This window comes from Xanthomonas sp. NCPPB 3582 (genome assembly GCF_041475735.2).
Lineage (GTDB): Bacteria > Pseudomonadota > Gammaproteobacteria > Xanthomonadales > Xanthomonadaceae > Xanthomonas > Xanthomonas codiaei.
Map to the genome: position 1 here is coordinate 974231 of NZ_CM192968.1, position 24694 is coordinate 998924.

The 24694-nt window shown below is 66.5% G+C and carries 23 protein-coding genes, 2 other RNA genes and 3 pseudogenes; 14 read left to right on the plus strand and 14 right to left on the minus strand.

Annotation, left to right across the window (positions count from 1 at the left end; translation table 11 throughout):
* Positions 1–219 precede the first annotated feature (219 nt).
* The 5 genes from ACCQ05_RS04190 to ACCQ05_RS04210 all read left to right on the plus strand — a co-directional run bounded on the left by ACCQ05_RS04190 (position 220) and on the right by ACCQ05_RS04210 (position 2216).
* A non-coding RNA gene (locus tag ACCQ05_RS04190) (sX9 sRNA) lies at positions 220–295 on the plus strand.
* Between the two features lie 108 nt (positions 296–403).
* Complete coding sequence (locus ACCQ05_RS04195; RefSeq protein ID WP_372393009.1) at positions 404–772, plus strand: ArsR/SmtB family transcription factor; 369 nt, start codon at positions 404–406, stop codon at positions 770–772.
* A 9-nt stretch (positions 773–781) separates the two neighbouring features.
* Positions 782–997 carry a hypothetical protein gene (locus ACCQ05_RS04200; RefSeq protein ID WP_372393010.1) on the plus strand — a complete coding sequence of 72 codons (216 nt, stop codon included), beginning with the start codon at positions 782–784 and terminating at the stop codon, positions 995–997.
* Complete coding sequence (locus ACCQ05_RS04205) at positions 997–1455, plus strand: hypothetical protein (protein ID WP_372393011.1); 459 nt, start codon at positions 997–999, stop codon at positions 1453–1455. Before ACCQ05_RS04200 ends, ACCQ05_RS04205 begins: the two co-directional genes overlap by 1 nt.
* Before the next feature lie 44 nt (positions 1456–1499).
* Complete coding sequence (locus tag ACCQ05_RS04210; RefSeq protein ID WP_372393012.1) at positions 1500–2216, plus strand: DUF4386 domain-containing protein; 717 nt, start codon at positions 1500–1502, stop codon at positions 2214–2216.
* Between the two features lie 56 nt (positions 2217–2272).
* Here the strand turns inward: ACCQ05_RS04210 and ACCQ05_RS04215 are convergent, their stop codons facing one another.
* Positions 2273–3682: an aminotransferase-like domain-containing protein gene (locus tag ACCQ05_RS04215; protein WP_372393013.1), complete on the minus strand. Its 1410-nt coding sequence runs from the start codon at positions 3680–3682 to the stop codon at positions 2273–2275.
* A 128-nt stretch (positions 3683–3810) separates the two neighbouring features.
* Between ACCQ05_RS04215 and ACCQ05_RS04220 the strand changes: the two are divergent.
* The 4 genes and pseudogenes from ACCQ05_RS04220 to ACCQ05_RS04235 all read left to right on the plus strand — a co-directional run.
* Positions 3811–4164 (plus strand): annotated as a pseudogene (locus ACCQ05_RS04220) (PhzF family phenazine biosynthesis protein); the annotation flags it as partial.
* A gap of 44 nt (positions 4165–4208) precedes the next feature.
* Positions 4209–5015: an IS5 family transposase gene (locus ACCQ05_RS04225; protein WP_372360436.1), complete on the plus strand. Its 807-nt coding sequence runs from the start codon at positions 4209–4211 to the stop codon at positions 5013–5015.
* Positions 5016–5023: 8 nt separating this feature from the next.
* A pseudogene (locus tag ACCQ05_RS04230) lies at positions 5024–5461 on the plus strand (PhzF family phenazine biosynthesis protein); the annotation flags it as partial.
* On the plus strand, positions 5458–6378 hold the full coding sequence (locus ACCQ05_RS04235; RefSeq protein WP_372393014.1) for a DMT family transporter: 921 nt from the start codon (positions 5458–5460) through the stop codon (positions 6376–6378). The pseudogene ACCQ05_RS04230 and the gene ACCQ05_RS04235, both read left to right, overlap by 4 nt.
* 49 nt (positions 6379–6427) lie before the next feature.
* On the opposite strand, the gene ACCQ05_RS04240 is transcribed toward ACCQ05_RS04235, so the two are convergent.
* Together ACCQ05_RS04240 and ACCQ05_RS04245 are read right to left on the minus strand one after the other, a co-directional pair.
* Complete coding sequence (locus ACCQ05_RS04240) at positions 6428–6766, minus strand: hypothetical protein (RefSeq protein ID WP_104543363.1); 339 nt, start codon at positions 6764–6766, stop codon at positions 6428–6430.
* An 88-nt stretch (positions 6767–6854) separates the two neighbouring features.
* Positions 6855–7799, minus strand: coding sequence for a DegV family protein (locus ACCQ05_RS04245; RefSeq protein WP_372393015.1), 945 nt, complete (start codon positions 7797–7799; stop codon positions 6855–6857).
* Positions 7800–8290: 491 nt separating this feature from the next.
* Between ACCQ05_RS04245 and ACCQ05_RS04250 the strand changes: the two genes are divergently transcribed.
* Together ACCQ05_RS04250 and ACCQ05_RS04255 are read left to right on the plus strand one after the other, a co-directional pair.
* Positions 8291–9106 carry a GH12 family glycosyl hydrolase domain-containing protein gene (locus ACCQ05_RS04250; RefSeq protein WP_228962450.1) on the plus strand — a complete coding sequence of 272 codons (816 nt, stop codon included), beginning with the start codon at positions 8291–8293 and terminating at the stop codon, positions 9104–9106.
* A gap of 350 nt (positions 9107–9456) precedes the next feature.
* A pseudogene (locus ACCQ05_RS04255) lies at positions 9457–9759 on the plus strand (cellulase); the annotation flags it as partial.
* A 192-nt stretch (positions 9760–9951) separates the two neighbouring features.
* On the opposite strand, the gene ACCQ05_RS04260 reads toward ACCQ05_RS04255, so the two are convergent.
* From ACCQ05_RS04260 to ACCQ05_RS04285, 6 genes are all read right to left on the minus strand, one after another.
* Complete coding sequence (locus ACCQ05_RS04260; RefSeq protein ID WP_372393016.1) at positions 9952–11553, minus strand: rhamnogalacturonan lyase B N-terminal domain-containing protein; 1602 nt, start codon at positions 11551–11553, stop codon at positions 9952–9954.
* 321 nt (positions 11554–11874) lie between these two features.
* Positions 11875–12201 (minus strand): hypothetical protein, encoded by a 327-nt coding sequence (locus ACCQ05_RS04265; protein WP_372393923.1) that lies wholly within the window; start codon positions 12199–12201, stop codon positions 11875–11877.
* Between the two features lie 138 nt (positions 12202–12339).
* Positions 12340–12756, minus strand: coding sequence for a ribosomal maturation YjgA family protein (locus ACCQ05_RS04270; protein WP_372393017.1), 417 nt, complete (start codon positions 12754–12756; stop codon positions 12340–12342).
* On the minus strand, positions 12753–13334 hold the full coding sequence (locus tag ACCQ05_RS04275) for a hypothetical protein (RefSeq protein ID WP_372393018.1): 582 nt from the start codon (positions 13332–13334) through the stop codon (positions 12753–12755). Before ACCQ05_RS04275 ends, ACCQ05_RS04270 begins: the two co-directional genes overlap by 4 nt.
* A gap of 140 nt (positions 13335–13474) precedes the next feature.
* Positions 13475–14755, minus strand: a complete 1281-nt coding sequence (locus ACCQ05_RS04280) for an amidohydrolase family protein (RefSeq protein WP_372393019.1) — start codon at positions 14753–14755, stop codon at positions 13475–13477.
* Positions 14752–16152 (minus strand): amidohydrolase, encoded by a 1401-nt coding sequence (locus ACCQ05_RS04285; protein WP_372393020.1) that lies wholly within the window; start codon positions 16150–16152, stop codon positions 14752–14754. The genes ACCQ05_RS04280 and ACCQ05_RS04285 overlap by 4 nt, the downstream gene beginning before the upstream one ends.
* Before the next feature lie 141 nt (positions 16153–16293).
* Between ACCQ05_RS04285 and ACCQ05_RS04290 the strand changes: the two genes are divergently transcribed.
* Positions 16294–16854 carry a DUF924 family protein gene (locus ACCQ05_RS04290; protein WP_372393021.1) on the plus strand — a complete coding sequence of 187 codons (561 nt, stop codon included), beginning with the start codon at positions 16294–16296 and terminating at the stop codon, positions 16852–16854.
* Positions 16855–17063: 209 nt separating this feature from the next.
* Here ACCQ05_RS04290 and grxD read toward each other — a convergent pair whose 3' ends face one another.
* Positions 17064–17990, minus strand: a complete 927-nt coding sequence (gene grxD, locus ACCQ05_RS04295) for a Grx4 family monothiol glutaredoxin (protein WP_228962462.1) — start codon at positions 17988–17990, stop codon at positions 17064–17066.
* A 45-nt stretch (positions 17991–18035) separates the two neighbouring features.
* Between grxD and ACCQ05_RS04300 the strand changes: the two genes are divergently transcribed.
* Together ACCQ05_RS04300 and ACCQ05_RS04305 are read left to right on the plus strand one after the other, a co-directional pair.
* Positions 18036–18827: a polysaccharide deacetylase family protein gene (locus tag ACCQ05_RS04300; RefSeq protein ID WP_228962463.1), complete on the plus strand. Its 792-nt coding sequence runs from the start codon at positions 18036–18038 to the stop codon at positions 18825–18827.
* 507 nt (positions 18828–19334) lie between these two features.
* Complete coding sequence (locus ACCQ05_RS04305) at positions 19335–21518, plus strand: TonB-dependent siderophore receptor (RefSeq protein ID WP_372393022.1); 2184 nt, start codon at positions 19335–19337, stop codon at positions 21516–21518.
* A gap of 3 nt (positions 21519–21521) precedes the next feature.
* Here the strand turns inward: ACCQ05_RS04305 and ACCQ05_RS04310 are convergent.
* The 4 genes from ACCQ05_RS04310 to ACCQ05_RS04325 all read right to left on the minus strand — a co-directional run bounded on the left by ACCQ05_RS04310 (position 21522) and on the right by ACCQ05_RS04325 (position 24619).
* Positions 21522–21597, minus strand: a non-coding RNA gene (locus ACCQ05_RS04310) — sX9 sRNA.
* 162 nt (positions 21598–21759) lie between these two features.
* A complete protein-coding gene (locus ACCQ05_RS04315) occupies positions 21760–22431 on the minus strand; it encodes a methyltransferase domain-containing protein (RefSeq protein ID WP_372393925.1) in 672 nt (223 codons plus the stop codon).
* Between the two features lie 254 nt (positions 22432–22685).
* A complete protein-coding gene (locus tag ACCQ05_RS04320; RefSeq protein WP_372393023.1) occupies positions 22686–23348 on the minus strand; it encodes an SGNH/GDSL hydrolase family protein in 663 nt (220 codons plus the stop codon).
* Entirely contained in the window at positions 23348–24619 is a 1272-nt protein-coding gene (locus ACCQ05_RS04325; RefSeq protein ID WP_372393024.1) for a pyridoxal phosphate-dependent aminotransferase, read from the minus strand. The genes ACCQ05_RS04320 and ACCQ05_RS04325 overlap by 1 nt, the downstream gene beginning before the upstream one ends.
* Positions 24620–24694 lie beyond the last annotated feature (75 nt).

Sequence of the window (24694 nt, forward strand, 5' to 3'; positions counted from 1 at the left end):
GGGCAGCGTTCTTGCGCTCGAGCGTTCGCATTGAACGCCGTCATGCGCGATGGCACTGGCCTGCATTGCAGCGTGCGTGTACCGCACGCATGCTGCGTGTCCATGCCACTACCTGGCTCGCACGGCAACGTGATGCAGCGCCTTGCGCGCGTGTCCTGGAGCAGCTAACAAAACGACTGCTCCCACCGCCAGGCGGGCGCGGCCGGTGCTCGGTGCGGCATGTACCACACCTACACTGCGGTTCCTCCGCGCCGCCCGCACCCACCTGACGACCGCTCGCAACGTGTTGTCAGCCACAGTTGGTCGAGCAACTATCGCGTCCAGACGACGCCGGCCGCCTGTCTGATACCGCCAGCCAGGCTCCGTCGCTGAAGCAGCGCGATCCTGCAAGAAGTCGTCTGCAATGCTTGACATGGCTGCACCTGTCAGATATTTCTTACGCATGAAAAGTGGGGAGGCAACAGCAGGAGATCGACTGCTGGAGATTCTTTCGGCGCTGGATAATCCGCATCGGCTGAGGATCATCGCGGCGCTGGAAACCGGTGGGCGTAACTACATCAGCAGCCTGGCGCGCGTAGTGGGGATCAGCCGTCCGCTATTGCATCTGCATCTGAACAAGCTCGAGGCCGCAGGTCTGGTGACCAGCCAACTCGAGGTATCGCACGACGGGAAGGCGCTCAACTACTTCGAGGTCAGCGCTTTCCGATTGGAACTTTCACCTTCGGTCATTGCGGACGCAGCGATCTCGCTGACCGACAAGACGGAAAAATAGGAGACGGCCTTGTCGGAGCACTTGTATCTTTTGACGATCTGCCTGCCACTGGGTACGGTCTTGTTGATCTTCGGCATGCGGTATCTTGCGGTGATCCGCCAGGCCAAGGCGCAACTCGATCACGACCAGGCCTACCGCGAGCTGGCCGAAAAAACGCAGGCCGCATTGAACGACATGCGTATTCGCCTCGACGGCATCGAGAAAATACTCAAGGATGTCGAATGATGGCGCCCGAGATCGCTGCCAGTGGCGCTGCAGGGTCCAGCGCACTGGGGAACACTGCGGGCGAGGTGCCGCTCTGGCGGCTCTATGGCCTGCGCGCCGGCTATCTGCTGCTCGTGGTCGGCCTGGGTGTGCAGGTCTGGCCGGGCATCGTGCTGCGGCACGACAGCTGGGAACTGATGGAGGGCGTGGTGCAGTGCATGCTGGGAGCGATGGGCGTGCTGGCCCTGCTCGGGCTTGCCCATCCGTTGAAAATGCTGCCGTTGCTGCTGTTCGAGATCGCATGGAAGCTGATCTGGCTCGGGATGGTCGCCGCACCTCGGTTACTGCACGATAGGATGGACGCCGGCACTTGGTCCACGCTGTCCGCCTGCCTGCTGGTCGTGGTGTTTCCGATCGTGATTCCATGGCGCTACGTCGTTTCGATGTTCATCAGCGTGCCCGGCGACCGCTGGCGGTGACTGCGCGCTGGCCTGGCTCACAACTTGGAAAGACGGATCACTCCATGGCGTACGACATTCAAGCTCGCCCGCAGTTCTATGCGCGCCTCGCTGGCGCGCTGTATCTGGCCGTCATCGTTCTGGGCGGTCTGGCAGAGGGCTATGTGGCGAACGCCTTGACTGTGCCCGGCGATGCTCACGCCACGATCCACGCCATCGTCCAGCATGCGCAGTTGTGGACGTTGGGGCTGGCTGCAAATCTGCTGGTGCCGCTGATCGCGCTGGTGCAATTATGGATCGAATACATGCTGCTGCGGCCTGCGGGAAAAGGCTTGGCGCTGCTGTTTGTCCTTTTGAATCTCGCATCGCTTGCGGTGGAAGCCGTGAGCAAGGTGTTCCAGCTGATGGTGCTGCCACTGGCTTCCGGCGGCGTGTCTGCGGCCGAAGCGAAGCATGCTTCTTCGCTCGCTGCACTGGCGTTGCTCGGCCATGACATCGGCTTCAATATCGCGCTGCTCTTCTTCGGCGCTGCCTGCCTGGTCAGCGGCACGCTGATCTGGCGATCGCGCTATTTGCCCAGGTTCGTCGGCGGATTGATGCTGCTGGCTGCACTCAGCTATCTGGTGGCCTCGTTCAGCGCGCTGCTGGCGCCTGCCTTCGCCAAGCTGATCAATCCCGGCATCTTGTTGCCGGTGCTGGTGGGCGAGACGACGTTTTGCCTGTGGCTGTTGATTCGCGCTGTCGATCGGCAGCAGTGGGACGTCAGGGCCGCCGCGATGTAGAGGTATCGACCAGTGATGACGTCATTGCCAATTTTAAAGTGGATGCCGATAACAAGCTAACGCACCACCTGTACGGCAAGCTTGGCCAATCGACGCAACGCGCGTTCCAGCATGTCGCTCCACGGCTGGCCACAGGTCAGGCGGAGATGATCAACGTAGTCGCCACGGCTGGAATACAGATGGCCTGGGGAGGTGCCGATACCTTCGGCCAGTGCGGCTTCGAACAAGGCTTGTCCACTGCCACCATCGGGCAATTGCAGCCACAGCGAGAGTCCGCCGGCTGGGTCGCCCAGCCGCGTGCCCTCGGGCCAATGGCGCATGATCGCATCGCGCAGGCGTTGGCCGTTGTCGGCCAGGGTACGGCGTAGCTTGCGCAGATGCCGTTCCAAATCGTGTCGCGCCAGATAATCGGCCAGGGCCAATTGCGGCAGGCTGGCGCTGCCGACGGTGGAGAAGTATTTGGCGCGCACCAGGGCGTCGGTCCAGTCGCCGCCGAGCAACCAGCCCACGCGCAGGCCGGGCGACAGTACCTTGGAGAACGAGCCGCAGGTGATCACGTTGGCATGCGTGTCGAAGTGACGCAGTGGGCGTGGTCGCTGGCCCGACCAATCCAGTTCGCCGTAGATATCGTCTTCGATCACCACGGTGCCGTGACGCGCGCAGCTATCCAGTAGCGCGCGTTTGGCACTGTCGGGCGTGAGGCTGCCATTGGGATTGTTGAAGTTGGGCACCAGCACGGCGGCTCGCACCGGCGTGCGTTGCAGCAGCGCGTCCAGGCGCGCCACATCGATGCCACGGCCGGCGCGGTTGGGAACTTCCAGCACCTTGAGTCGTAACGCGGCCACCGCCTGCAGGATGCCGTGGTAGGTGGGCGTTTCCACCAGCACCACATCGCCCGGTGCGGTAAGCGTGCGCAGTGCCAGGCTGATGGCTTCCATCGCCCCGGCGGTGATCACAACTTCTTCCGATGGCACGGTGGTTGCGCAGTGTGCGTAACGTTGTGCGATCTGCCGGCGCAGGGCGAGGTGACCTTGTGGCGGTGCGTAGTCCAGTGCGGCGGTGCGTTGGCGGCGCAACTGACGCGACAGGGCGGCAGCCACCTGTGCAGCCGGCAATAGCGCCGGCGCGGGAGTGGCGGTGTGCAACGGCACCAGGTCGTTGCGCGCCAGGGTGTCGAGTACACGCTGCAAGGCCGGGCTGTCGACCATGCCGGGTTTGCGCCGACGCGCGGCGGGAGCCGATACAGGCGGTGCAGAGGCGGTGGCGCGCACGAAGTATCCGGAGCGCGACCGCGCCTGCACGCGTCCTTCGCGCTCCAGCTGCAGGCAGGCCTGCACTGCCGTCGCGGTGCTGATGCCGTGATTGGCGGCCAGTTGCCGGATCGAGGGCAGGCGCTCGCCCGCACGCAGGGTGCCCGCTTCGATCTGCTGTCGCAGCTGCATGGCCAGCGATTCGTACAGAAGCATGTGGCGGTGCATTCCATCTGTATTGGTCGATTTGCAGCGTATCTGAATCTGTCATGGTCGTGTGGCGCATTGCAGACTGGCTGTGCCCGGCGGGTGCGCCAGGGGTGTTCTTTTCTGCGAGGTTGGCCGTGCTGCTTTCAGTGTTCATCGTCGATGCGTTCACCACGGTGCGCTTCAAGGGCAATCCTGCGGCTGTCGTGCCGCTGCAGGAATGGTTGCCGGAATCGCTGATGCAGGCGATTGCCAGCGAGCACAATCTGTCGGAGACCGCATTTTTCGTACGCGACGAAAGCGGGGTCTTCGACATTCGCTGGTTTTCTCCGCGCAAGGAAGTCGGCTTCTGTGGGCATGCGACCCTGGCCAGCGCGTTGGTGATTGCGACGCATCAGGAGGTTGCATTCCCGTTGCGACTGCGTGCGCCGGCCGTTGGCGAGATCGCGGTGACGCGGGTGGCCGAGCAGACCTTCGAGCTGCGCTTCCCTAGAGCGTGTTATGAACTTGAGGCTTTCGCGGCTATCGTAAGCGGATGAAGCCACCACGCCCTTATCCGACCGACGTTTCCGATGAAGAATGGGCCTTCGCTGCACCCTACTTGACGCTGATGGATCCACAGGCACCGCAGCGCAAGTATGACCTGCGCTTGATGTTCAACGCGTTGCGCTGGATGGCGCGTGCTGGAGCGCCCTGGCGCTTGATTCCCCACGAGTTTCCGCCGTGGGAGGCGGTCTACCAGCAAACCCAACGGTGGTTGCAGGCCGGCTGCTTTGAGGCCATGGTCAACGACTTGCGTTCGATCTTGCGAGTGGCGCAAGGCAAGCAGGGGCAGCCCAGTGCTGTGATCCTGGATGGCCGAACGGTGCAGTCCACATGCGAAAGCGGACCACGTGCCGGCTACGACGGCTACAAGCGCAAGAAGGGCAGCAAGGTGCACATGGCGGTGGACACGCTCGGCCACTTGCTGGCAGTGCAGGTCACCCCAGCCAACGAGCAGGAACGCGCCCAGGTGCGATCGCTGGCGCAGGAAGTTCAGTATGTCACCGGCGAGACGGTGAAACTGGCGTTCGTCGATCAAGGCTACACCGGCGAAGGGCCGGCCGAAGCTGCGCTGGAGGAAGGCATCGAGCTGCACGTCGTAAAACTGCCGGAGGCCAAGAAGGGCTTTGTATTGCTACCGCGCCGCTGGGTCGTAGAGCGTAGTTTCGGTTGGGTCAATCGGTTCCGACGCCTGGCCCGTGATTACGAACGCCTACCGGAAACCCTGGCCGGACTCCACTTCGTCGTCTTCTCCATCCTCATGCTTGGAAATGCCGCGTCTCTATTTCAAAGTTCATAACACGCTCTAATCAGATGCCGGTATTGCTGCCGGTGATGCCGCAAGCCTTGTTGGCGTCGTTGTCGATCGCGCCACAGGCTGTCTATGCAAACGCGCAGGCGTATATCGCCGTCTATGCCGATGAAAATCAGGTGCGGGAGGTGGTGCCGGACCTGAGCCGGATGCTGGCGCTGGCGCCGCGCGATGTGGCAGTCACCGCGCCAGGGACCGGGCATGACTTTGTCTCGCGCTACTTCTGGCCAGCCAATGGCGGTAGCGAGGACCCGGTGACCGGGTCGATCCATGCCGCGCTGGCGCCGCTATGGGCGGGCAGGCTGGGCAAGACGCAGTTGACCGCGCTGCAGGCATCTGCGCGCGGTGGCGAGCTGGCATGCCGCATCGAGCCGCAGCATGTGCATGTGCGCGGCAGCGCTGTGCAGTATCTGCAGGGAACGATTGCGCTATGAGCATCGCCTTGTCTGTTCGGGCGACAGCGGCCGGCACTGCGCGAGGTGCGATCTGGCAGTTGCTGATTGCAGAGGTGTTGATCGGCTCGGTCGGCGTGTTCGTCCACGAGAGCGGGCAGGATCCGGTGACGGCGGTGTTCTATCGCTGCCTGTTTGGTGCGTTGTTTCTCACCGTCTGCGGCCTGATCGGCGGGCAGTTGCGCGGGCTGTGGCGTGAAGGTGTGCTGCTGCGCAACGCAGTCGTCAGCGGCGTCTTGCTGGTGCTGAACTGGGTGGCCTTGTTCGCGGGCATGGCGCGCTCGTCGATCGGCGTGGCGACCATGGTCTATCACGTGTTTCCGTTCGTGATGCTGCTGCTGGCGGCGCTGCTGCAGGGCGAGCGCACCCGCCGTGCCGACCTGGGCTGGACGGTGCTGGCGTTCGTCGGGGTGGCGTGTTCGGCCGATCCGGGGCGGCTCTGGCAGGCCGCCGATCGCGGCTACCTGCTGGGCATCGCCCTGACCCTGCTGGCAGCGTTGCTTTGCGGTGCCTCGCTGTTGATGTCGCGCCGCATCAGCCGTGAGCGGCCGTTGGCGGTGGTGACGGTGCAATGCTGGGTCGGTGCGTTGTTGCTGGCCGGGTTTTCCAGCCGCGCCGCGCTGCACCCGGGCCTGCACTGGGTCTGGCTAGCGGGCTTGGGCGTGATACACAGCGGTGTGGTGTACGTGCTGTTCTATTCGGCGTACCGGCATCTGCAGGTGGCCACGATCGCCGTGCTGGCGTTCGTGTATCCGCTGGTGACGCTGCTGCTGGACTATCTGCTGTACGGCCACGCCCTGGTGCCGGTGCAGTGGCTGGGCCTGGCGCTGATCGTGGTCGGCACGCTGGCGGTCAACCTGAAATGGCGCTGGCGGCGCCATGCACTGGTTCAAGAGTGAGCGCGTCGCCACGCAGGCAGCGTGGCGGCATCGCCCTGATGGTCGTGCGTCAACGCACGTCGCGCATTTCCCAGTGACCGCCGGCCAGCGCCTGCATGCGCTGCTTGAACAGATCGCCGGGGATGCTGGTGGTGGCCACCAGGTCCACGCGTAGATCGTGCTGTTTGCCGGTGACCGTGGCGGCCGGGTCGGTGATGCCCAGCGCCGGGTCCACCTCGTCCGGGTCGGCCTGCAGCTGGCGCCAGCGATCGAACCAGGCCGGGTCGCGCAAGGCCGCCTGCAACTGCTCGGCGAACGCCTCCGCGCCATTGGCGGTGAAGCTCACCGACGGTGCGCTGCCGCGGGCGAGCTTGGGGTCGGGCAGGCTGATCGAGTAGCTGACAGGCATGGGCGGGCTTCCGTTGAATGACGGCGGCACGTTAGCCAAGACCGGGTGAGAACGCCGTCGAGGACGCAGGCGCCCGCGCGCCGTTGCGTCAGGCGGAGAAGCTGTGCGGCTCGGCGGCGAATGCCACTGCCAGCGCGCCCTTGCCCACGTTGACCATGCCGGTCAGGCTCATCACGCTTTCGAACATTTCCACGCCATGGGTCTGGCAGGCAGCCTGCAGCGCGGTGTAGCCGGGCAGCGCATGCAGCTCGGACAGCTCGCCGCCGTAACCCACGCACACCGTGGGCGTCATCAGGCCTTCGCGGATCTTGCGCACGGTGAAGCCGAACAACTTCTCGGCCGACGGCTCGAAGCCCTTGAGCTTGGCCACCGGCTCGGTGACGCCGCGGTAGGCGCGCAGCACCGGCTTGATGTCCAGCGCACTGCCCAGCGCGGCGCCGATCAGGCCCACGCTGCGATCGCCCTTGGTGCGGGCGCGCGCGCGCAGGTAGTACAGATCGCGCGGAATCATGTACCCATAAGTGTGTTCGGCCAGCTGTTCCAGGCGGGTGCGGATCGCCGCCACGCCCTGGCCCTGCTCGCGCAGGCGTACCGCTTCCACCGCGGTGATGCCTTGCCCGGCGAACAGGTTGAGCGTGTCGATCACACGCAGCGCGAACGGCGAGCTATGGCCGGCAGCCTGGCGGATCGGCTTGTAGTCGTTGAGGATCGCGAAGCTGGCCTGCATCGCGTTGTCGTGGATCTGACTGCGCAGCTTGGAGATGGTCAGGCAGAACACATGGTCGTAGTCGATCACCAACTGCTGCAGGAACAGGTCGCGGATCTGGTTGACCGAAAACGGCGTGGTCTCGGCCTCGTGCCCGCGCTCGGCGACATGCGCCTGCAGAAAGCTCAGCGTGGCTTCCTCGTCGCGGTGATCGGCCAGCACGGCTTCGCCGATCCGTACGCTGATCGGCAGCACGATCACGTTGTTGCGTTGGATGAAGTCCTGCGGCAGGTCGCACGCACTGTCCACCACGATTCCGATGCGCATCGTCGCCCCCTCCGGCTATTGCGTCGTCTCCAAGTGCGAACGCTATCGCAAAACCGGTCCCAGGCGTAGACCCATGCACTGAATGCCTGGGCCGGCGGGCCTGCAATCGCGGACCTGGCGCGCCGTCGCCGCCCTGCCGTCGCGGCAGGGGCGGCGCCAGCTTCCGCGCCGGCTGCATCCCTGTCCCCCGACCGTCCCGGCCCTCCCCAATCGGACGACGGGTGCATGTGGCTGTGCAGCATTGGTGCACCCGGCAGGGCTGGGCAGCTGAGCGGAACATGACGCCCTGCCTGCGCAAGGGGCGGGAATTGAGGACCAGGGCACGCTCGAGGTGGCAGGTGGCGCCCGCTATCGCGCTTGGCGCGCCCGCCTTGCCGGAATCGGTATAGCTCCTCCCGCGCAGGCGCTGCTAGGGTCGGTCGCGACCGCTACAGGGCAGGTCTCGGTGACGCCGTACCGGTGTCGCCGCGCCGAACACAATGGAGAGTCCAATGCACACCACCCCATCCAACTCCCTCGCTCAGACCGGCGCGCTGACGCCCAGCCCCCGGCGGCGCGCCTCGCGCTGGTGGAAGGCGGCGCTGGCCATCGGCCTGGTGGCCCTGGCACCGGCGGCGCTGGCCGGGCCGTACAAGATCTTTGGCAACCACTATGCCTGGGTCAATAACTTCAACGATCCCAACAACATCATCCAGGGCACCTTCGGGACCGGCAGCACCCCCGAGCTGACCGTCACCTTCAACTTCGCCGACTACAACCTCTACGGCTACCCGGCGATCGTGCGCGGCTGGCACTACGACTGGAATCCGACCAGCGACAAGCTGTTTCCCAAGCAGGTCTCCTCGATCACTTCGTTACCCTTCAAGTTCAAGTACAGCGCCGGCGGCAGCAACCTGGCGGGCGATTTCGCCTACGACATCTTCTTCCGCTGGGATACCAGCAAAGGCAACCCGCAGCTGGAAGTGATGATCTGGGGCGACCACAATTCCTGGCCGATCGGCACCGTGACCGCGACCAACGTGATCACCGCCGGCGGGCGCACCTTCGATCTGTGGGAAGGCTTCAACTCCGGCGCCGGTTATTACGTCTACACCTTCATCCCGAGCGGTACCGCCGGCCAGCCCACGCTCAAGACCAGCGGCAGTCTCAATATCGATGCCAAGCCGTTCCTGACCTGGCTGCAGAACAACCGCTCCAAGGATGGCCGCTACAACAACAGCATGTATCTGCATGCGGCCGAAGCGGGTTTCGAAGTGGTGCGCGGCAACGGCTGGGCCAAGGTCAGCGCCACGCTGGATGCGAAGTAACACCCGACACGGATGACAGTTCCTGGACCGCCGCCGAGGCGGTTCAGGTCCGCTGGACGCGATGAACAGCAGACCGCATCGATGGTTGGCGCAGGCTGTGGCTGCCGCGAACGTCAGCGGCGTGGAAGCAATGACATGGTCGTGTGCGCGACGCCTGCAGCGCAGGCGCCGTACTTCGGACGAGACCATGGTGACCGGTTTGCATGGAGACGCCATCCGCGCCCCGGGAGTGCGTGGAGTTCGGTGCACGACGAACCGTTGTCGCACTGGATGAAGCAACCCTTGTTCGCCCACTGCGCGGCGTGTTGCCGGGGACGTGAGCGCGTTCTTCCCATGCATCATTGGAGTCCACCCCCTCCAATGCGATCACCTCCGGTGGCATCAGCTACGACCTGCGGGAGGGCAACGCCGCCGCCGCGGGCTACTACGTGTCCACCTTCATTCCGCATGGCACGGCCGGCAACAGCAATCCGCTTTCGGCCAAGGGCAACCTCAATGCGGACGTCAAGGAGTTCCTGACCAAACTGCAGGCCTTGCGTGGCAGCGATGGTCGCTACAGCAGCGACCTGTACCTGCAGGTGGTGGAGGCTGGCTTCGAGGTCACCGGCGGGATGGGCACGGTGTCGTTGAGCGGCTCGATCGCTGCGACGTGATCCGGTGCTTGCTGCATCGTGGGTTACCGCGGCGCATGGTCAGCGAGGTTTTCGAACCATGGGCCAGGCATCGCGGTGAGCCGCAGCTGCCCGGCAGCATGGCCGATAGCTGCCTGCTCGCGCGCAGGGCTGTTGCTGAATCCATGTCCTCCACCGCGGCGGCTGCGCGCGGTGGAGGACATGCCGGTCGCGCTACAGCACCACCAGCTGCACGCTGTCCAGCACAAAGGCTGGGCTCAGGTAGCCGTTGTCCGGCGATCCCGAGGCAATGCCGATCTCGATGCGGTTGGTGCCCGTCTGCAGTGCGGATGCCGGAATGTCCACCTCGTACAGCGTGTTGTTGCCGCGCGTGGTGCCGCGGGTGATGCCACGCGTCCTGGGCTGCGTAGGCGCGGCAGGCACCGGCCCGTTCCAGCGTGCATTCACGCTGACCTGCGGGCGCCCACCGGCCTGTGCCAGCGGAACGAAGATGCGCAGGCGATAAGCGCGCACCGCGTTGGCTGCCAGCGTGAAGTCGATACGGGTGGGCGTGTTGATGCCGCGCCACTGCACTGCCGGAAAACTGCCCGCATTGCTGGAACCTACGGTATAGGTGAGCGGGGCCCAGCGCATGCGCGTGTCGGAAGGATGCGCGCGTGGCAGCAGGTCGGCATGCCGGAATCCACCCGGCGTGCCATCGGCAACGCCGATCTGCCACTTCACCGCGCCCGGCAGGACCGTCGCCTGCAAGGCGGCCTGTGCGGTGGCATTGGCGAAGACTTCGACATCGCGTTGCGCCACCTCCAGCTCGTGTTGATACAGCGTCATGCGGTAGCGGCCCGGGCGTACCCCGGCAATCTGGTAATCGCCGCTGCCATTGGCGGTAGCCCAGTACTGCGCCTGCGCGTTGCGCAGTCCGATCACCGCCGGTTGGCCGGCCGGCACGCCGCTCACCCGCCCGCTGACGCCGCCGCGCCCGCTACCGGCCAGGTAGCCGCTGAGCCCCAGGGTGGCATCGATGAAATCGGTGCTGCGTTGTGCGCTGGATGGCGCACCGCCATCGGTGAACAGCAGGCCATAGACGCCATGCAGGCCACCGCGAAACGCCTCGGTCTGGGTATGGTCGGAGTACATGTAGTTGTAGAGCTCATGCGTCACGCGGGTTTTCTGCGTGGCGATGTCCTTGAAGAACGGTCCGCCCGAGCTGTGCTCGCGATTGCCCATCAGCATGAACACCGCAACGCCGGAGCCGCTGACGCCATGCTCCTGGTCGTCCATCATCCGTCGTGCGGAGTAGAACTTGGAGCTGGTGCGCCCATCCGGCAGCAGGAACACGTCTTCGCCTTCGATGACCGTACCGACGCTGGAATCCGGTTCCTGCTGCGCAGCGGGCAGCTTGCCGACATTCAGCCGCGCAATGAAGCGTAGTTCGCCCACCGGTAGCAGGGTTGGCGCATAGGTGGCCATGTAGATCGCATTGCGGCCCTTGCGGACGATGTAGTACTGGATCAGATCGCCGGCCTTGGCCGACACCACGATCGCCCCACCCACCACGCGTGCGTCCACGCTGGCGCTGCCTAGTCCGGAAGCGATATGCGAGCCCTTGGATTCGGTGGTCTGCAGCTCGTTGCCGCGATAACGCATCGAGACGATATCGCCATTGCTGGCGTTGACCGAAAACACCAACTCCGCGCCGGTGTCCACCACCACGCGCTCGCCGCTGCGGGTGAAGCCGAATGCGGCCATCGCCGGTGCGCTGACGCCGGCGGACAACAACAGTGCGCAGGCGAGGGTGTACAAACGATGGCGGGCCATGCTGGTCTCCGTTCGGAAGCAGGGCATCGTTGCGATGCATGCATGCGATCCTAGGCGGGCGCGACAGCGGCGGCGAGCGCCGGAGGCACAGAACGTGCGCACTGTTCGATATTCCAGTAATGAAGTTTGGAGTGGTTGGCAGAGTGCAGGCGTCGCCGATCGATCGGCACGCTGGGCGAGCGCAACAGGCAGCAGCAGCGCGCGCCGCCGCAGCGGCTAGGATGCGCAGCGGGGCGCTGCCAGACCGAGCAGCGTCGCGCATGGCGATGGGGTAGTCGAATTGGTTCGCTGCCCTTACGACACGCCGACGTCATTCACGGCTCAGCGCAATGCTTCGCGCACCGAGGCGATCGTGGCCATCCATTGCTCGCGCTTGCCGATCACGAAGCGGTAGGCGTTTCCATCACTCACGTGCACCGCCAACGCTGTGGGCGCGATCGGCACCAGGCCGAGCAGGCGCGTCCAGCAGGGCTGCATCGCCACGATCTGCCGCAACGGTATGCTCAGCGACCGTGTCCGCACATCGAAGGCCTGTGGTTGAAACAGCAGCGCGTCGGCGGTGAGGATCAGGCGCCCGCCTACCGCCTCCATCCCGCACTGCAGATTGGCTGGGGCTTGGCGCAACACGTTGCGCTCGATCGAACGCAATCCGCCGCCCTGAAACAGCGAACTCACGGTCGTGCAGCGGCAATGCGGGAACACGGCATCTGCCAGGGCGGGACGCCACGGCTGTCGAGCGGTGCCAGGAGTAAAACCGAAAACATGCGATAGGCCTGCTGGGCTGCGTCACTGCAGTGGAGGCTGCCGGCCGGAGGCGGCAGCACGCCATGACAGCACATCGCCCATGTACGCCAGACCACCGCCGATCAGGTACATGAGCAGATCGTGCGCGGTGGCGGTATTGCCGAGCGCGATATAGGCGACGCTGCCAGGGCGCAGCCCCAGGCGGTCGGCCAGGTGGATCGCCTGCAGGCTTTCGATCAGGCACCCGCTGGCCACTGCCAGCACGCAGGCCCAGCGTGGTGCGGGCGCCAGCACGCCGCGTAGTCCGCAGTAGATCAGGATCACCGCCAGCACGTCGCCCAGGCTGCCGCGCACCCACGGCCCGCCGAGCCTGCCGGCGCCAATCGCGACTTCGATGGCAAACACGGCGCCGGCGAGCAGCAGGTAGAGGGCGCGTACGCGCAGCGACAGGCGGCTCATCGTGTCGTCGCGCGCCTGCGTTGGCGGCCCTGCGTATAGGTGGTGCCGAGCGGGATGCTGATGCCACGCTGGCGGTCGGTGAGGGTGACCTGCAGCTGCCACCGGCCCGGCAGGTCGCCGGCCTCGGCGCGGATGGTCAGGCCGAGGTTTGCGAGAAAGACGTTGCGCGGATCGCCGCTTATCTTTCCCTGCAGGCATGGCGCATCGATCACTTTCTGTTCGGCATGTCCGGCCGGGTCGATCACCCGGATGCTGCACACCACATCGGCGCGATGCTGCGCATCCAGGCCCGGGTTGGAGAGAAAGATCAGCAGGAACAGCGAATCGCCGGTGCCGACATGGTCCACTTCGTTGAAGTGCGGCGTGGTGTCGCTGGGCGTGTTCCATTTCGCCGCCCAGTCCGTATCGGCGGTCAGCAACAGGCTGGCGCCGAGGCCCTGGACCGTTTTCCGACTGGGCGATTCGGGAAGCGCCTCGCCCTGCCGATTGATCCATCCCGATTGGGCCAGCGCCGGCAGCGGCAGCAACGGCAGCGATAACGCGAACAGCGACGACAGCAGGGCAGGTGGCAGGCGCATGAGCAATCCTTGGCGAGCGCATCGCGCTGAAATGGCAGCGGAGCCGTGAAGCAGTGCGCCGGTACGCACTGCGCCAGCACAACGGGAATCGGCGCGATGCGTGCGCGGCGCGCACAGGGCACGCCGCAGGCCACAGGCAATCACTTCAGATAGGCACGCGGCAACGGGCCGGCCTGCGGCATGTAGCGGTCGCGCAGCTCGGTCTGGCGCGAGCGCATCGGCATTTCGCGCCCGCCCAGCCACACCTGCTCGGCGTAGTGCGCCACGTCCAGCGGGTCGCCTTCCCACAACACCAGGTCGGCCTGCCTGCCCACCGCGATGCTGCCGATGCGATCGGCCACGCCGAAGATCTCCGCCGGTACGCGGGTCAGCCCGGCCAGGCCCGATTCCCACGGCAGGCCGTTGGCCACCGCATTGCCGGCCAGCTGGCGCAGCTTGCGCGCGTTGTGCGAGGCATCGCCGCTCTGGCTGAAGCTGACCTCCACCCCGGCCGCACGCAGGCGTGCGGCGTTCTCCAGCGTGGCGCCGATCTGGTCGAAGGTGGCCGGCAGATCCGCCAGGGCATTCACCAGCACCGGCACCCTGGCCTGGGCCAGTTGCGGCGCCAGCTTCCAGGCTTCGGCGCCACCGGCGATGGCGATGCGCACCTTCTCGCGCTGCGCCCAGCGCAACAACTGGCGGATATCGGCGGCGCGTTCCACCTGCACCACGATGCGGCCTTGCCCGGCCAGATACTTGGCCAGCACGCTGCGCCCGACCGGGGTCAGCAAGGCATGCGGCGAATCGGCCGGCACGCGGCCGCGCGCTTCGGCCACCAGTTGATCGAGCAGCATCCACTGCGCGGCGCGCGAGCTGCCGGTCAGGTCGGAGGCGGCCGCGCCGATGCGCAGAAACAAGGCATGCGGGCCCACCGGATCCGGGCTGCCATCCAGCCGCACGATGCCGCCCTGGCCGGCGATGAAGGCGCCACTGGTGGTCGCCCCCAGTGCGGTGAAGCCGATGCCTTCCACGCGCGCCACCGGCACCAGCACCGACTCGGGGTTGTAGGCCAGGGTGACGTCGAACTCCGGGCGCATCGGTTGATCGGCCAGCTTGACGCCGCTGTCCACGGTGCTGTCCTCGCCGGAGATCTCCTCGATGCCGATCTCGGTGATGCCGCCGAACAAGGCAGGGGTCAGCGGCCGGCCACGGGCATCGATCACGCGGCCATCGGCCGGCGCTGCGAGGTTGCTGCCGATGGCGCGGATCACGCCGCCCTGCACCAGCACGTCGGTGTTCTGCAGCGTGCCCTGCGCGGTGGCGGTGTGCACGGTGGCGCCGCGGATCAGTAACTGCTGGGCGGCGGCGGGCAGCGCCAGGGCCGCAAGCAGCAGGGCCGACAATGCGCGCAAACGCGGGCGATCAATGCGGGTGCGGCTCATCGTGCCACCTCCTGGCCGAGCATGAAGTCCGAGACCGGCTGCAATGCGCGGTTATGGCGGTCGTAGACCTGCGCGCCGTCGATGTACACCTGTTCGGCCAGCGCGTAGGAGCTGAAGGGGTTGCCGTTCCACACCACCAGATCGCCCATCTTGCCCGGCTCCAAGGTACCGGTCTGCTGCTCGATGCCCAGCGCCTTGGCGGCATTGCTGGTGAGCCAGCGGATCGCACGTTCGGGCGCAATCTCCATGCCGCTGCGGCGCGCGTTGGCAATCACCTTGGCGGCCTCCTGGTTGAGCCGCTGGATGCCTTCTTCCGAATCCGAATGCACGATGGCGCAGCTGTTGGCCGGGCGGTCGACCAGCGCGATGTTCTCCTGGATGCCATCGAAGGCTTCCATCTTGAAGCCCCACCAATCGGCCCACAGCGCGCCGCAGACGTTGTCCTGGGCCAGGCGGTCGGCCAGCTTGTAGGCCTCCACGCCATGGTGAAAGGCGGCGATGTGGAAGCCGAATTCTTTCGAGAGATCCAGCATGGTGGCCATTTCGTCGGCGCGGTAGCAGTGGATGTGCACGCGGATGTCGCCGTTGATGGCGCCGGCCAGGGTGTCGAGCTTGAGGTCACGCTTGCCGCCGGCATCGCCGCTGCTGTCGTTGTCGCCGCCGCGGCTCCACCAACGGCGCTTCTTTTCGGAATTCTTCTTCGGTGCGTTCTTCTGTAGGTATTCGGCCGCATCGATGAAGGCGGCGCGGTAGCCGGCCACGTTGCCCATGCGGGTGCCGGGGCCGCCCTTCTCGCCGTACACGCGCTTGGGGTTCTCGCCGCAGGCCATCTTCAGGCCCCACGGCGCGCCCGGGAATTTCATGCCCTGGTAGGTGGTGGAGGCCACGTTCTTGAGCGTGACGCCGCGTCCGCCGATCAGGTTGGCCGAGCCGGGCAGGATCTGCAGCGAGGTGATGCCGCCGGCCAGCGCCGTGCCGAAGCCCGGGTCCTGCGGCCAGATCGAATGTTCGGCCCACACGTTGGGCGTGACCGGCGCGGTCATCTCGTTGCCGTCGCTGTGCGCGCTGACGCCGGGGCTGGGATATACGCCCAGATGCGAGTGCACGTCGATGATGCCGGGCGTCACCCACTTGCCGGTGCCATCGATGCGACGCGCATCGGCCGGCGCCTCGAGCGCGCGGCCGACGGCGGCCACCTTGCCGTCGCGCAGCAGCACGTCGGCATCGTCCAGCCGCTCGCCGGTGCCGGTCAGGACCGTGGCGTGCTGGATCAGCACCGGACCGGACGCCAGCGCGCGGTAGGTGCTGGGGTAGGGGTCTTGCACGAAACGCGATGCCGCAGACGCGGGCCCGCACAGCAGCGCCGCGCCAAGGGCGGCGAACAGGATGGAACGCATGGATTTCCCCGGTGACACGAAAGCACAGGCCGCAAACCTAGCCGTCGGCGCGGTACTTGCCAAGTGCTGAAGGTTGCGGTCGCGGCTGCCTCGTCACGTGCAAGAGCGCATGCTGTGCCGTATTCCTCAGGGGGAGCGTCGATGATTGCCAAAACAGAACGCAACAAACAGGCCGATGTGGTGCTGGCTTTTTGGGAGCTGGCCGGGGCGGCGCGTTGGTTCACGCACAACGATGCGTTCGATGCCAACTTCCGCCAGCATTTCAGCGAGCAGCATTTCGCTGCCTCGCGCGGGGAGTATGCGCACTGGATGGAGCGTGCCGAAGACGCGCTGGCCTTGCTGATCCTGCTGGACCAGTTTCCGCGCAATGCCTTTCGTGGCAGCGCGCATGCCTACGCTACCGACGGACTGGCACTGCAGTGCGCCCGGCAGTCGCTGGAACGCGGTTTCGATCAACAGGTGTCGGCGCAATTGCGGCTGTTCTTCTATCTGCCGTTCGAGCATGCCGAGGATCTGCAGGAACAGGCGCGCGCAGTGCAGCTGATCGGCGCATTGGACGATGCGGAAACCACGCGATGGGCGCTGGAGCACCAGCAGATCATCCAGCGCTTTGGCCGCTTTCCGCATCGCAATGCGGTGCTGGGGCGTGCGACCACGGCCGAGGAGCGGCAGTTTCTGGATGATGGCGGGTTTGCTGGCTGACGCTGGCATCGGCATCGGCATCGGCATCGGCAGATCCGGGCCGCCTCCCGGTGCGCGGCTGCATCGTTCACGCCATGCGGCGGCCGCAGTCACGCGACGGGCGAGCCGGTCGCCTGCAGTTGGCGCAGGTGATCGCTGACTGACATCGGTCCATACCAAAACGGGCGCCCCGTGGGGCGCCCGTTTGGGTCAGCGGTGCCTGGCCAGGCTCAGTACTTGGCCACGCCGTTGTCCACCTCGTCCGACCACGCGTCGATACCGCCGGTGACGTTGTAGACATTGGTGAAGCCCAGGCCGCGGAAATGCTCGGCCGCCTGCAGGCTGCGCCCGCCGCGGTGGCACAGGAACGCCAGCGGGGTGTCCTTGGGCAACTGTTCGATCGCCTGGCGCTCGTGCGCATCCAGGGTGCGGAACGGTGCGGCCACCGTGGCCAGTGCACGTTCGTCGGCCGGGCGCACGTCCACCAGGGTCAGGCTGCCGGCCTTGAGGCGGTCGTCGGCATCGCGCACCGACAGCTCCTGCACCGGCTTGGGCGCATTCGGATTGTCGATGGCCAGGCCGCGGCCGCGGATGTCGTCGACCCAGTCGATGGTGATGCCGTCGGCGCGGCGCGCGCTGGCCAGGTCGAACTGCACGCGCAGCCCGTTGGATTCGGCCGCGATGGCGTTCGGGTTGGTCGGCGCTAGCTGGAAGTTGGGCTGGAAGTTGGCGTCGATGGCCAGCGTCAGCGAAGCATCCGGCGCGTCGGCCAGCGCGCCCTTGAGCATGTCCACCGCCGCCGGGGTGATGGTGATCTTGGGCGGGCTGCGGTCCGGCGCCTGCAGGCCGAGCATGCTGCTCAACTCGCCGCTGTCGGCCATCTGCACGATGATGTCGCTGCCGCCGACCAGCTCGCCGTCCACGTACAGCTGCGGAATGGTCGGCCAGTCGCCATAGGCCTTGATGCCCTCGCGGATCTCTTGGTCGGCCAGCACGTTGACGTGGGCATAGTCGATGCCCAGGCCGTCCAGCACGCCCACCGCCTTGGCCGAAAAACCGCACTGCGGCATGCCGGGCTGGCCTTTCATGAAGAGCACCACGCGGCTGGATTGCAGCAGCGTATCGATACGGGAACGCAGGGCGGGATCGAGGGACATGGCAGCACTTCGGTCGGGTCGTGGAGACCGTCCATTCTACGCCGCATGGCATCATGCGGCATGACCACGCCGGAAACGCTGTATCGCACCCCCTCGCGCCCCTACCGCTGGGTGGGCCTGTTCGCCCTCTCGCAGGCGGCGGTGGCGCTGCTGTGGTGGCACCTGGGCTGGGCCTGGGGCCTGCCTGCGCTGTTGCTGTCGCATGCGCTGTTCGTGGTGCCGGTGTTCCTGCCGCGTGCACGGCTGTACGCGCCGGTGCTGGCGCGGCTGCCCGGGCGGGCGCCGCAGGTGTGGCTGACCATCGACGACGGCCCCTCCGACGACACCCCGGCCATTCTCGATCTGCTCGACGCCTATGACGCCCAGGCGACATTCTTCGTGGTCGGTGCACGCGCCGAGCAGCGGCCGGAGCTGGTGCGCGAGATCGTGCGGCGCGGGCACGGCATCGGCAATCACAGCCATACCCATCCGCAGGCCTGGTTCTGGGCGCTGGGACCGCGCCGCATGGCGCAGGAGATCGGCCGGGCGCAGCGCACGCTGGCGGCCATCACCGGGCAGGCGCCGCGGCTGTACCGCTCGGTGGTGGGCATGACCAATCCCTTCGTCGCCTCGCCGCTGCGCGCGCACGGGCTGACCCGGGTGGCCTGGAGCGCGCGAGGCTTCGACGGCGTGCGTTGCGAGCCGGACGCCACCGTGGCGCGCATCGTGCGCGACCTGCAGCCCGGCGCGATCGTGTTGCTGCACGAGGGCGCCGCGCACGGCCACAACCTCACCATCCTGCGCGGCGTGCTGGAGGCGATGCAGGCGCGCGGACTGGCGGGGCGGCGGCCGGATTGAGATCGGCGCGGGCGGTGGGCGCTGCCAGCGCACGCGGCGCCGTGGCTCAGCGCGTCGGCGCCTGCGGCTGACGCAGTGGGTGCGCCGCGTTGCATCGGGAGTGCGGCGATACGCCAGCGTGCACGGTCAGGCCGCTGCTGCCGGTAGCGCCTGTGGTCGCCGCCGATCGGTGCGCGCGCTGCCTGTTGCCTTGGCTGGGCTGGCGCGGCAGCCAGGTGCCGGGGCAGGGAGCCAGACGCGGCAATACAACGAACGCAGAGGTGGCAGTGCGTATGGATGTGTAACGCGGAAGTTTCCATCGCGTCGCATGCGAGTGGTGTGCCGTCAGGTCACACCGGTGCGTGCCGCAGGGTCAGTTCCGCGCGGCTGGGTTCTATTGACAGCAGTTTCAAGCAGATCGAACATGCGCGCCCCAGCCAGCTTTCGGATCGTGCTGTATCGCGCTGCGATCCGCGCCAGCCTCCATGGCCGTCGTCGACGGCAGTTTTCGATCATGAGGCTGACCCCATGTTTCATCGCAGTGTCTCCGCGCGCGCCGCCGTGTGTGCGGATTTGCGTTTCTCGCGCGTCGGTTTGACGCAGTGCCTGCTGGCCGTGGCCTGTGCGTGGCCGTGGATGGTTGCCGCGCAGTCGGGCACGCGCGATCCGGTCGATCTGGATGGCCTGCAGGTCCAGGCGCATCGCGGTGCCGCCACCGAGGGGCGCGATTCCTACACTGCCGATATCGCCCGCAGTTCGACCAAGCTGGAGCTGTCGCCGCGCGATACGCCGCAGTCGGTGGTGGTGGTGACGCGCCAGCAGATCGTCGATCGCAACCTGCAATCGCTGCAGGACGTCACCGACACCGTGGCCGGCTTCAATTCGCCGACCTGGGATACCGAGCGCACCTACATCACCGCGCGCGGCTTCGAGGTGGATTACTACCGCATCGACGGCATTCCCACCGACTACAGCGGCGATGTGCAGCAGAACATGGCGATCTACGATCGGGTGGAAATCGTCCGCGGCGCCAACGGCCTGACCTCCGGTGCGGGCAGCCCGGCCGCCTCCATCGACCTGTTGCGCAAGCACGCCGACAGCGGTGTGGCCACCGGCCGCGTGGATCTGTCGGCCGGTCGCTGGGATCGCTATCGCGGCACTGCCGATCTGCAGTCGCCCCTAAATGCCGCCGGCAGCGTGCGCGGCCGCGTGGTGGCCAGCTACGAAGACAAGCAGTCGTTCCGCGATTACTACAGCAAGCAATCCATGTTGTTCTACGGCATTGTCGACGCCGATTTCAGCGCGTCCACCAGCGGCTATATCGGCGTCAACAAGCAGCGCAACGACGGGCGCGGCACCACCTGGGGCGGGGTGCCGGCGTATTTCAGCGATGGCAGCCGCACCGACTTCGCTCGCTCGGATGCGTTCACGCCGCGCTGGGCGCGTGGCGTGGCCGATACCACCAACGCCTTCGCCGGGCTGACCCATCGCTTCGACAACGGCGCGCAGCTGCACATGGAGTATTCGCATCAGCGTTTTGAAACCGACTGGAAGTCGGTGCTGTTCGGCTATCTGGATTATCCGGACAAGGACACCGGCCTGGGCCTGGCCAGCACCTTCGGCGGCAGCTACCCCACGCTCAGCGCGCAAAACAGTCTGGATGCCTATGTCAGCCTGCCGCTGGGGCTGTGGGGCCGCGAGCACGAGATCGTGGCCGGCGCCACCTGGATGAACCGCACCATCCGCAGCTGGTCCAACTTGCCATTGCAACCGCTGGTGGCCGAAAGCGTCTACGCCTGGACCGGCAGCATGGCGCAGCCGGCGTGGTCGCCGCTGAGCAAGGGCGAAGAGCGCCAGGTGCGCCAGGTGGCCGCCTATGCGGCCGGGCGCTTCCAGCTGAGCGATGCGCTGAAGGCGATCGTGGGCGCGCGCGTCACCGACTGGAAAAGCACAGATCAGCTGCAGCCGGCCAATTCCTACGCGCGCCGAGGCCGCACCACGCCGTATGCCGGCCTGATCTTCGATGTGGACGAGCATCATTCGCTGTATGCCAGCTACACCGGCATCTTCAAGCCGCAGAACAATCGCGACCGCGGCGGGCGCTATCTGGATCCGCTGGAAGGCAACAGCTACGAGGTCGGCGCCAAGGGCGCCTATTTCGGTGGCCAGCTCAACGCTGCACTGGCGCTGTTCCGTATCGAGCAGGACAACCTGGCCGTCAACGACCCGGGGCAGCTGGTGCCGGGCACCACCACCCAGGCCTATCTGGCCGCCAAGGGCACGGTCAGCCAGGGCGTGGAGTTTCAGCTCGATGGGCAGCTGTCCGAGCAATGGCGCATCGCGTTCGGGTTTGCCCAGTTCGATGCCAACGACGCCAGCGGCGTGGACGTCAACCCGGCCAGCCCGCGTCGCGAAGCGACGTTGTTTACCAGGTGGCAGACCGGGCCATGGCGGCTCGGTGGCGGGCTGAGCTGGCAATCGCCGATCCACGAATTGATGGCCGGTCCGCTGGGCACCACGCAGCGGCTCAGCCAGGGCAGCGTGGTGCTGGCCAATGCGATGGCGCGTTACGACATCACCCAGGCATGGTCGGCGCAACTCAATGTGCGCAATCTGTTCGATCGCCGCTACTACGCCAACATCGTCTACCAGAGCCAGCTGATCTACGGCGACCCGCGCGATGTGGAGCTGACGTTATCCTGGAAGTTCTAAGAGCGCTGACAAACCGCAGCGAGCGATCGTCAGGCAGCTGCGGACGGCGCGGAGGAACCGGAGTGTACGAGCGGTACATACCGATTCCGAGCGCCGGCCGCACCCGCCTGGCGGCCGCGCAGGAATTGTGTGAGTTGCTTTAAGGGGTAGCGCGGCGCGCGTCGGCTGCGCAGGTCAGCAATGGAGACGGTGCATGCAGCCACCGGGTCTGCTTGCACTGGTCTTGCCAAGACCGCCGCGCTCAGCGCGGCTCGGCCACGATCAGCCAGTTGTTGAACGGCGTATTGCCGTACAGCGGCGCAAACGTGGCGCGCAGGCCTGCGGCATCCAGCTGCGCCTGCAGGCTGTCGCGGGTTGGGTAGCTGCGCGGCATGCGTTGCATCCAGCCGCTCAGGTGCGCCAGCACGTCGGTGACGCGGCTGGTGCGGCCGCGCCGGCTGTCGTCGCCCAGGGCGCTGCGGATCACCAGCTTGGCACCGGGGGTCAGCATCTGCGCCACGCTGCGCAGCAAGCCAGCCTGCATGTCCGTCTGCAGGTACTGCAGCACATCCAGGATGGTCACACTGCCCTGGTGCTGCGGCCATGCCAGGCTCAGGTCGACCACTTCGAATCGGGTGTCGCCCAGCGCCGAGCGCTGCGCGATGTGCTGCGCGCGGCGGATCTTGGAGGCATCCACATCCACGCCGTAGTACGCCAGCACCTGGCCATCGGCGCGCAGGGCATGGGCAAGCAGGCCCAGCCCGCAGCCCAGGTCCAGCACCGGCGCGGTGGTGCTGCGCAGTTGCGCCAGCACGCCCGGATACAGCGGGTCGGTGCGCAGCTTGGCCTGGGTGTAGTAGTAGTCGTAGCGGTTGCCGAGCGGATGCGGGGGCAGGAAGGCGCGTGCAATGGCCAGCGCCTGTGCGCGGCTCATCGGTTGGGTAGCGGGGCTATGCAATGTCGTTCCTTGGCAATCAGGCGTGCTGCGCGGGTAGCTTAGGGCCTGGCGCCGCGATTGGGCTAGGCCGGGTTTGGCGTTTCTGCCACTCGCCTGGACAGGCCAGGACGTGCTGGCAGCAGCGCTGGAGAGCATCGGCAGACACAAGTCTCGCGCTGCGTACGAGAGCGGCAGAGCCGTGGCCGAATGAGTCTTCCGCCTCGCGCGCGAGCGCCGGGTGCGGCGGCTGGCTAGACCGGCAGAGAGCCGATGGAGTCCACCGAACCGACTGCGCCCAGTGCATCGCGCGCCGCAGGCAAGGCCAACGCGGCCCAGCGCGCATACATTGCAGCCGAGGGGTGCAGGCCATCTCCGACCAGCATCTCCACCGCATCGCCGCCGTCGCGGCTGGTCGGTGTGATATCGACGAAGCGGACTGCGCGCTCGGCACAGCGCTCCGCCGCCACAGCGTTGAACGCATCGATCTGCGCCGCAATCAGGCCGGCATCGCGGCCTTGCGCACGTGCGAACGGCGTCAGCCCCCAATCGGGAATGGACAGCACCAGCACGCGTGCGGCGTGGCCGCCGGCAAGTTCGATCGCGCGCTGCAACAGTGCATCGAACTGGCTGCGGTACTCGTACAGTGACCGCTCGCGGTACTGGTTGTTGACCCCGATCAACAGGCTTGCCAGATCGAACGGACCCTGCGGCGCGGCCGCATCGAGACAGGCCTGCAGCTCGTCGGTGGTCCAGCCGGTGGTGGCGATGATCTGCGGCGGCGCCACGTTCCAACCGTAGGCACGCAACCCATCGACCAGCTGTACCGGCCACCGCTGCGCTGGGGCAACGCCTTCGCCGATGGTGTAGGAATCGCCGAGCGCCAGATAGCGTAGCGGCGCAGCAGACGCCGCCATCAGGCGACGCTGCGCGACTTGAGTGGCACGACCTTGGTCACGGCTTCCGCACGGCGTGTCAATGCCCGGTCGATGCGTGCGAACACGTCGCGCATCACGCTGGCTTCCGGCATCAGGGTCACGCGGAAGTGATGGCGATACGGCACGTTGAAGCTGGAACCGGGCACCACCAGCACGCCTTCCTCGTTCATCAGATCGAGTGCGAACGCGTGATCGTCGAAGTTGCGCGCGGCCGCGCCCACCACCGCCGGGAATGCATACAACGCACCGGCCGGTGCCACCAGCTGCAGATGCGCGCTGGCCGCACAGGCCTCGATCACCGCACGGCGGGTTTCATACAGGCGGCCGCCCGGCGCGCACAGCGCCGAAATGGTGTCCGGCCCGTTGACGGCCGCATCGATGGCGTACTGGCCCGGCACGTTGGCGCACAGGCGCAAGGCGCCGAGCAGGTCCATTGCGTTGCGCAGGTCGTTGATGCGCGATTGCTCGCCGGACAGCAGCGCCCAGCCCACCCGCCAGCCGCAGGCGCGGTGCACCTTGCTCAGGCCGCTGAAGGTGATGCACGGATGCGCACCGGCCAGCGGTGCCACCGGCACGAATGCCGCACCGTCGTAAAGCACCTGGTCGTAGATCTCATCGACCATCAGCAGCAGGTTGTGCTTGGTCGCGATCGCCACGATGCGCTCCAGCAACTCACGCGAGTAGCTGGCGCCGCTGGGGTTGTTCGGGTTGATCAGCACGATGGCGCGGGTGCGCGAGGACACCAGCGTCTCGATCTCCACCGGATCCGGCTGGAAGCCGTTCTCCGGCGCGCAGCGGTAGTACACCGGGCGGCCGTCGTTGAGGATGGTGGCCGCCGACCACAGCGGGTAGTCGGGCGAGGGCACCAGCACTTCGTCGCCGGGGTTTAGCAGGGCGCGCAGCGAAAGGTCGATCAGCTCGCTGACGCCGTTGCCGACGAAGATCCGGTCGGGGTGCGCATCGGGGTGCTGGCGGCGCGAATACGCGGTGGCGATGGCTTCGCGCGCTTCCGGCAGGCCCTGCTGATGGGTGTAGGGATCGGTGCGACCCATGTCGTCGGCGATCGCGCGCTGCAGATGCTCCGGCGCACGGAACCCGAATGCGCCCGGATTACCGATATTGAGCTTGATCAGCTTGCGGCCCTGGGCCTCCAGCTCCCGCGCTCGCCGCGCCAGTTCGCCCCGGATTTCGTAGCGGACTTCGGACAGACGCTCGCGGATGGCGAGCGGCTTTTGCGGGGCAGTGGACATACGGCGGGCCGGTTGTAGGCGTGAGGCTTGGCATGGTAGCGGAAATATGACAGGCGGACATGCTTGCATCGGCAA

What these genes read in the sequence shown, in the direction of transcription:
- ACCQ05_RS04195 (WP_372393009.1), top strand. Translation starts at nt 404, where the DNA reads ATGCTTGACATGGCTGCACCTGTCAGATATTTCTTACGCATGAAAAGT.
- ACCQ05_RS04205 (WP_372393011.1), top strand. Translation starts at nt 997, where the DNA reads ATGGCGCCCGAGATCGCTGCCAGTGGCGCTGCAGGGTCCAGCGCACTG.
- ACCQ05_RS04210 (WP_372393012.1), top strand. Translation starts at nt 1,500, where the DNA reads ATGGCGTACGACATTCAAGCTCGCCCGCAGTTCTATGCGCGCCTCGCT.
- ACCQ05_RS04215 (WP_372393013.1), bottom strand. Translation starts at nt 3,682, where the DNA reads ATGCTTCTGTACGAATCGCTGGCCATGCAGCTGCGACAGCAGATCGAA.
- ACCQ05_RS04225 (WP_372360436.1), top strand. Translation starts at nt 4,209, where the DNA reads ATGAAGCCACCACGCCCTTATCCGACCGACGTTTCCGATGAAGAATGG.
- ACCQ05_RS04235 (WP_372393014.1), top strand. Translation starts at nt 5,458, where the DNA reads ATGAGCATCGCCTTGTCTGTTCGGGCGACAGCGGCCGGCACTGCGCGA.
- ACCQ05_RS04240 (WP_104543363.1), bottom strand. Translation starts at nt 6,766, where the DNA reads ATGCCTGTCAGCTACTCGATCAGCCTGCCCGACCCCAAGCTCGCCCGC.
- ACCQ05_RS04245 (WP_372393015.1), bottom strand. Translation starts at nt 7,799, where the DNA reads ATGCGCATCGGAATCGTGGTGGACAGTGCGTGCGACCTGCCGCAGGAC.
- ACCQ05_RS04250 (WP_228962450.1), top strand. Translation starts at nt 8,291, where the DNA reads ATGCACACCACCCCATCCAACTCCCTCGCTCAGACCGGCGCGCTGACG.
- ACCQ05_RS04260 (WP_372393016.1), bottom strand. Translation starts at nt 11,553, where the DNA reads ATGGCCCGCCATCGTTTGTACACCCTCGCCTGCGCACTGTTGTTGTCC.
- ACCQ05_RS04270 (WP_372393017.1), bottom strand. Translation starts at nt 12,756, where the DNA reads ATGAGCCGCCTGTCGCTGCGCGTACGCGCCCTCTACCTGCTGCTCGCC.
- ACCQ05_RS04275 (WP_372393018.1), bottom strand. Translation starts at nt 13,334, where the DNA reads ATGCGCCTGCCACCTGCCCTGCTGTCGTCGCTGTTCGCGTTATCGCTG.
- ACCQ05_RS04280 (WP_372393019.1), bottom strand. Translation starts at nt 14,755, where the DNA reads ATGAGCCGCACCCGCATTGATCGCCCGCGTTTGCGCGCATTGTCGGCC.
- ACCQ05_RS04285 (WP_372393020.1), bottom strand. Translation starts at nt 16,152, where the DNA reads ATGCGTTCCATCCTGTTCGCCGCCCTTGGCGCGGCGCTGCTGTGCGGG.
- ACCQ05_RS04290 (WP_372393021.1), top strand. Translation starts at nt 16,294, where the DNA reads ATGATTGCCAAAACAGAACGCAACAAACAGGCCGATGTGGTGCTGGCT.
- grxD (WP_228962462.1), bottom strand. Translation starts at nt 17,990, where the DNA reads ATGTCCCTCGATCCCGCCCTGCGTTCCCGTATCGATACGCTGCTGCAA.
- ACCQ05_RS04300 (WP_228962463.1), top strand. Translation starts at nt 18,036, where the DNA reads ATGGCATCATGCGGCATGACCACGCCGGAAACGCTGTATCGCACCCCC.
- ACCQ05_RS04305 (WP_372393022.1), top strand. Translation starts at nt 19,335, where the DNA reads ATGTTTCATCGCAGTGTCTCCGCGCGCGCCGCCGTGTGTGCGGATTTG.
- ACCQ05_RS04315 (WP_372393925.1), bottom strand. Translation starts at nt 22,431, where the DNA reads ATGAGCCGCGCACAGGCGCTGGCCATTGCACGCGCCTTCCTGCCCCCG.
- ACCQ05_RS04320 (WP_372393023.1), bottom strand. Translation starts at nt 23,348, where the DNA reads ATGGCGGCGTCTGCTGCGCCGCTACGCTATCTGGCGCTCGGCGATTCC.
- ACCQ05_RS04325 (WP_372393024.1), bottom strand. Translation starts at nt 24,619, where the DNA reads ATGTCCACTGCCCCGCAAAAGCCGCTCGCCATCCGCGAGCGTCTGTCC.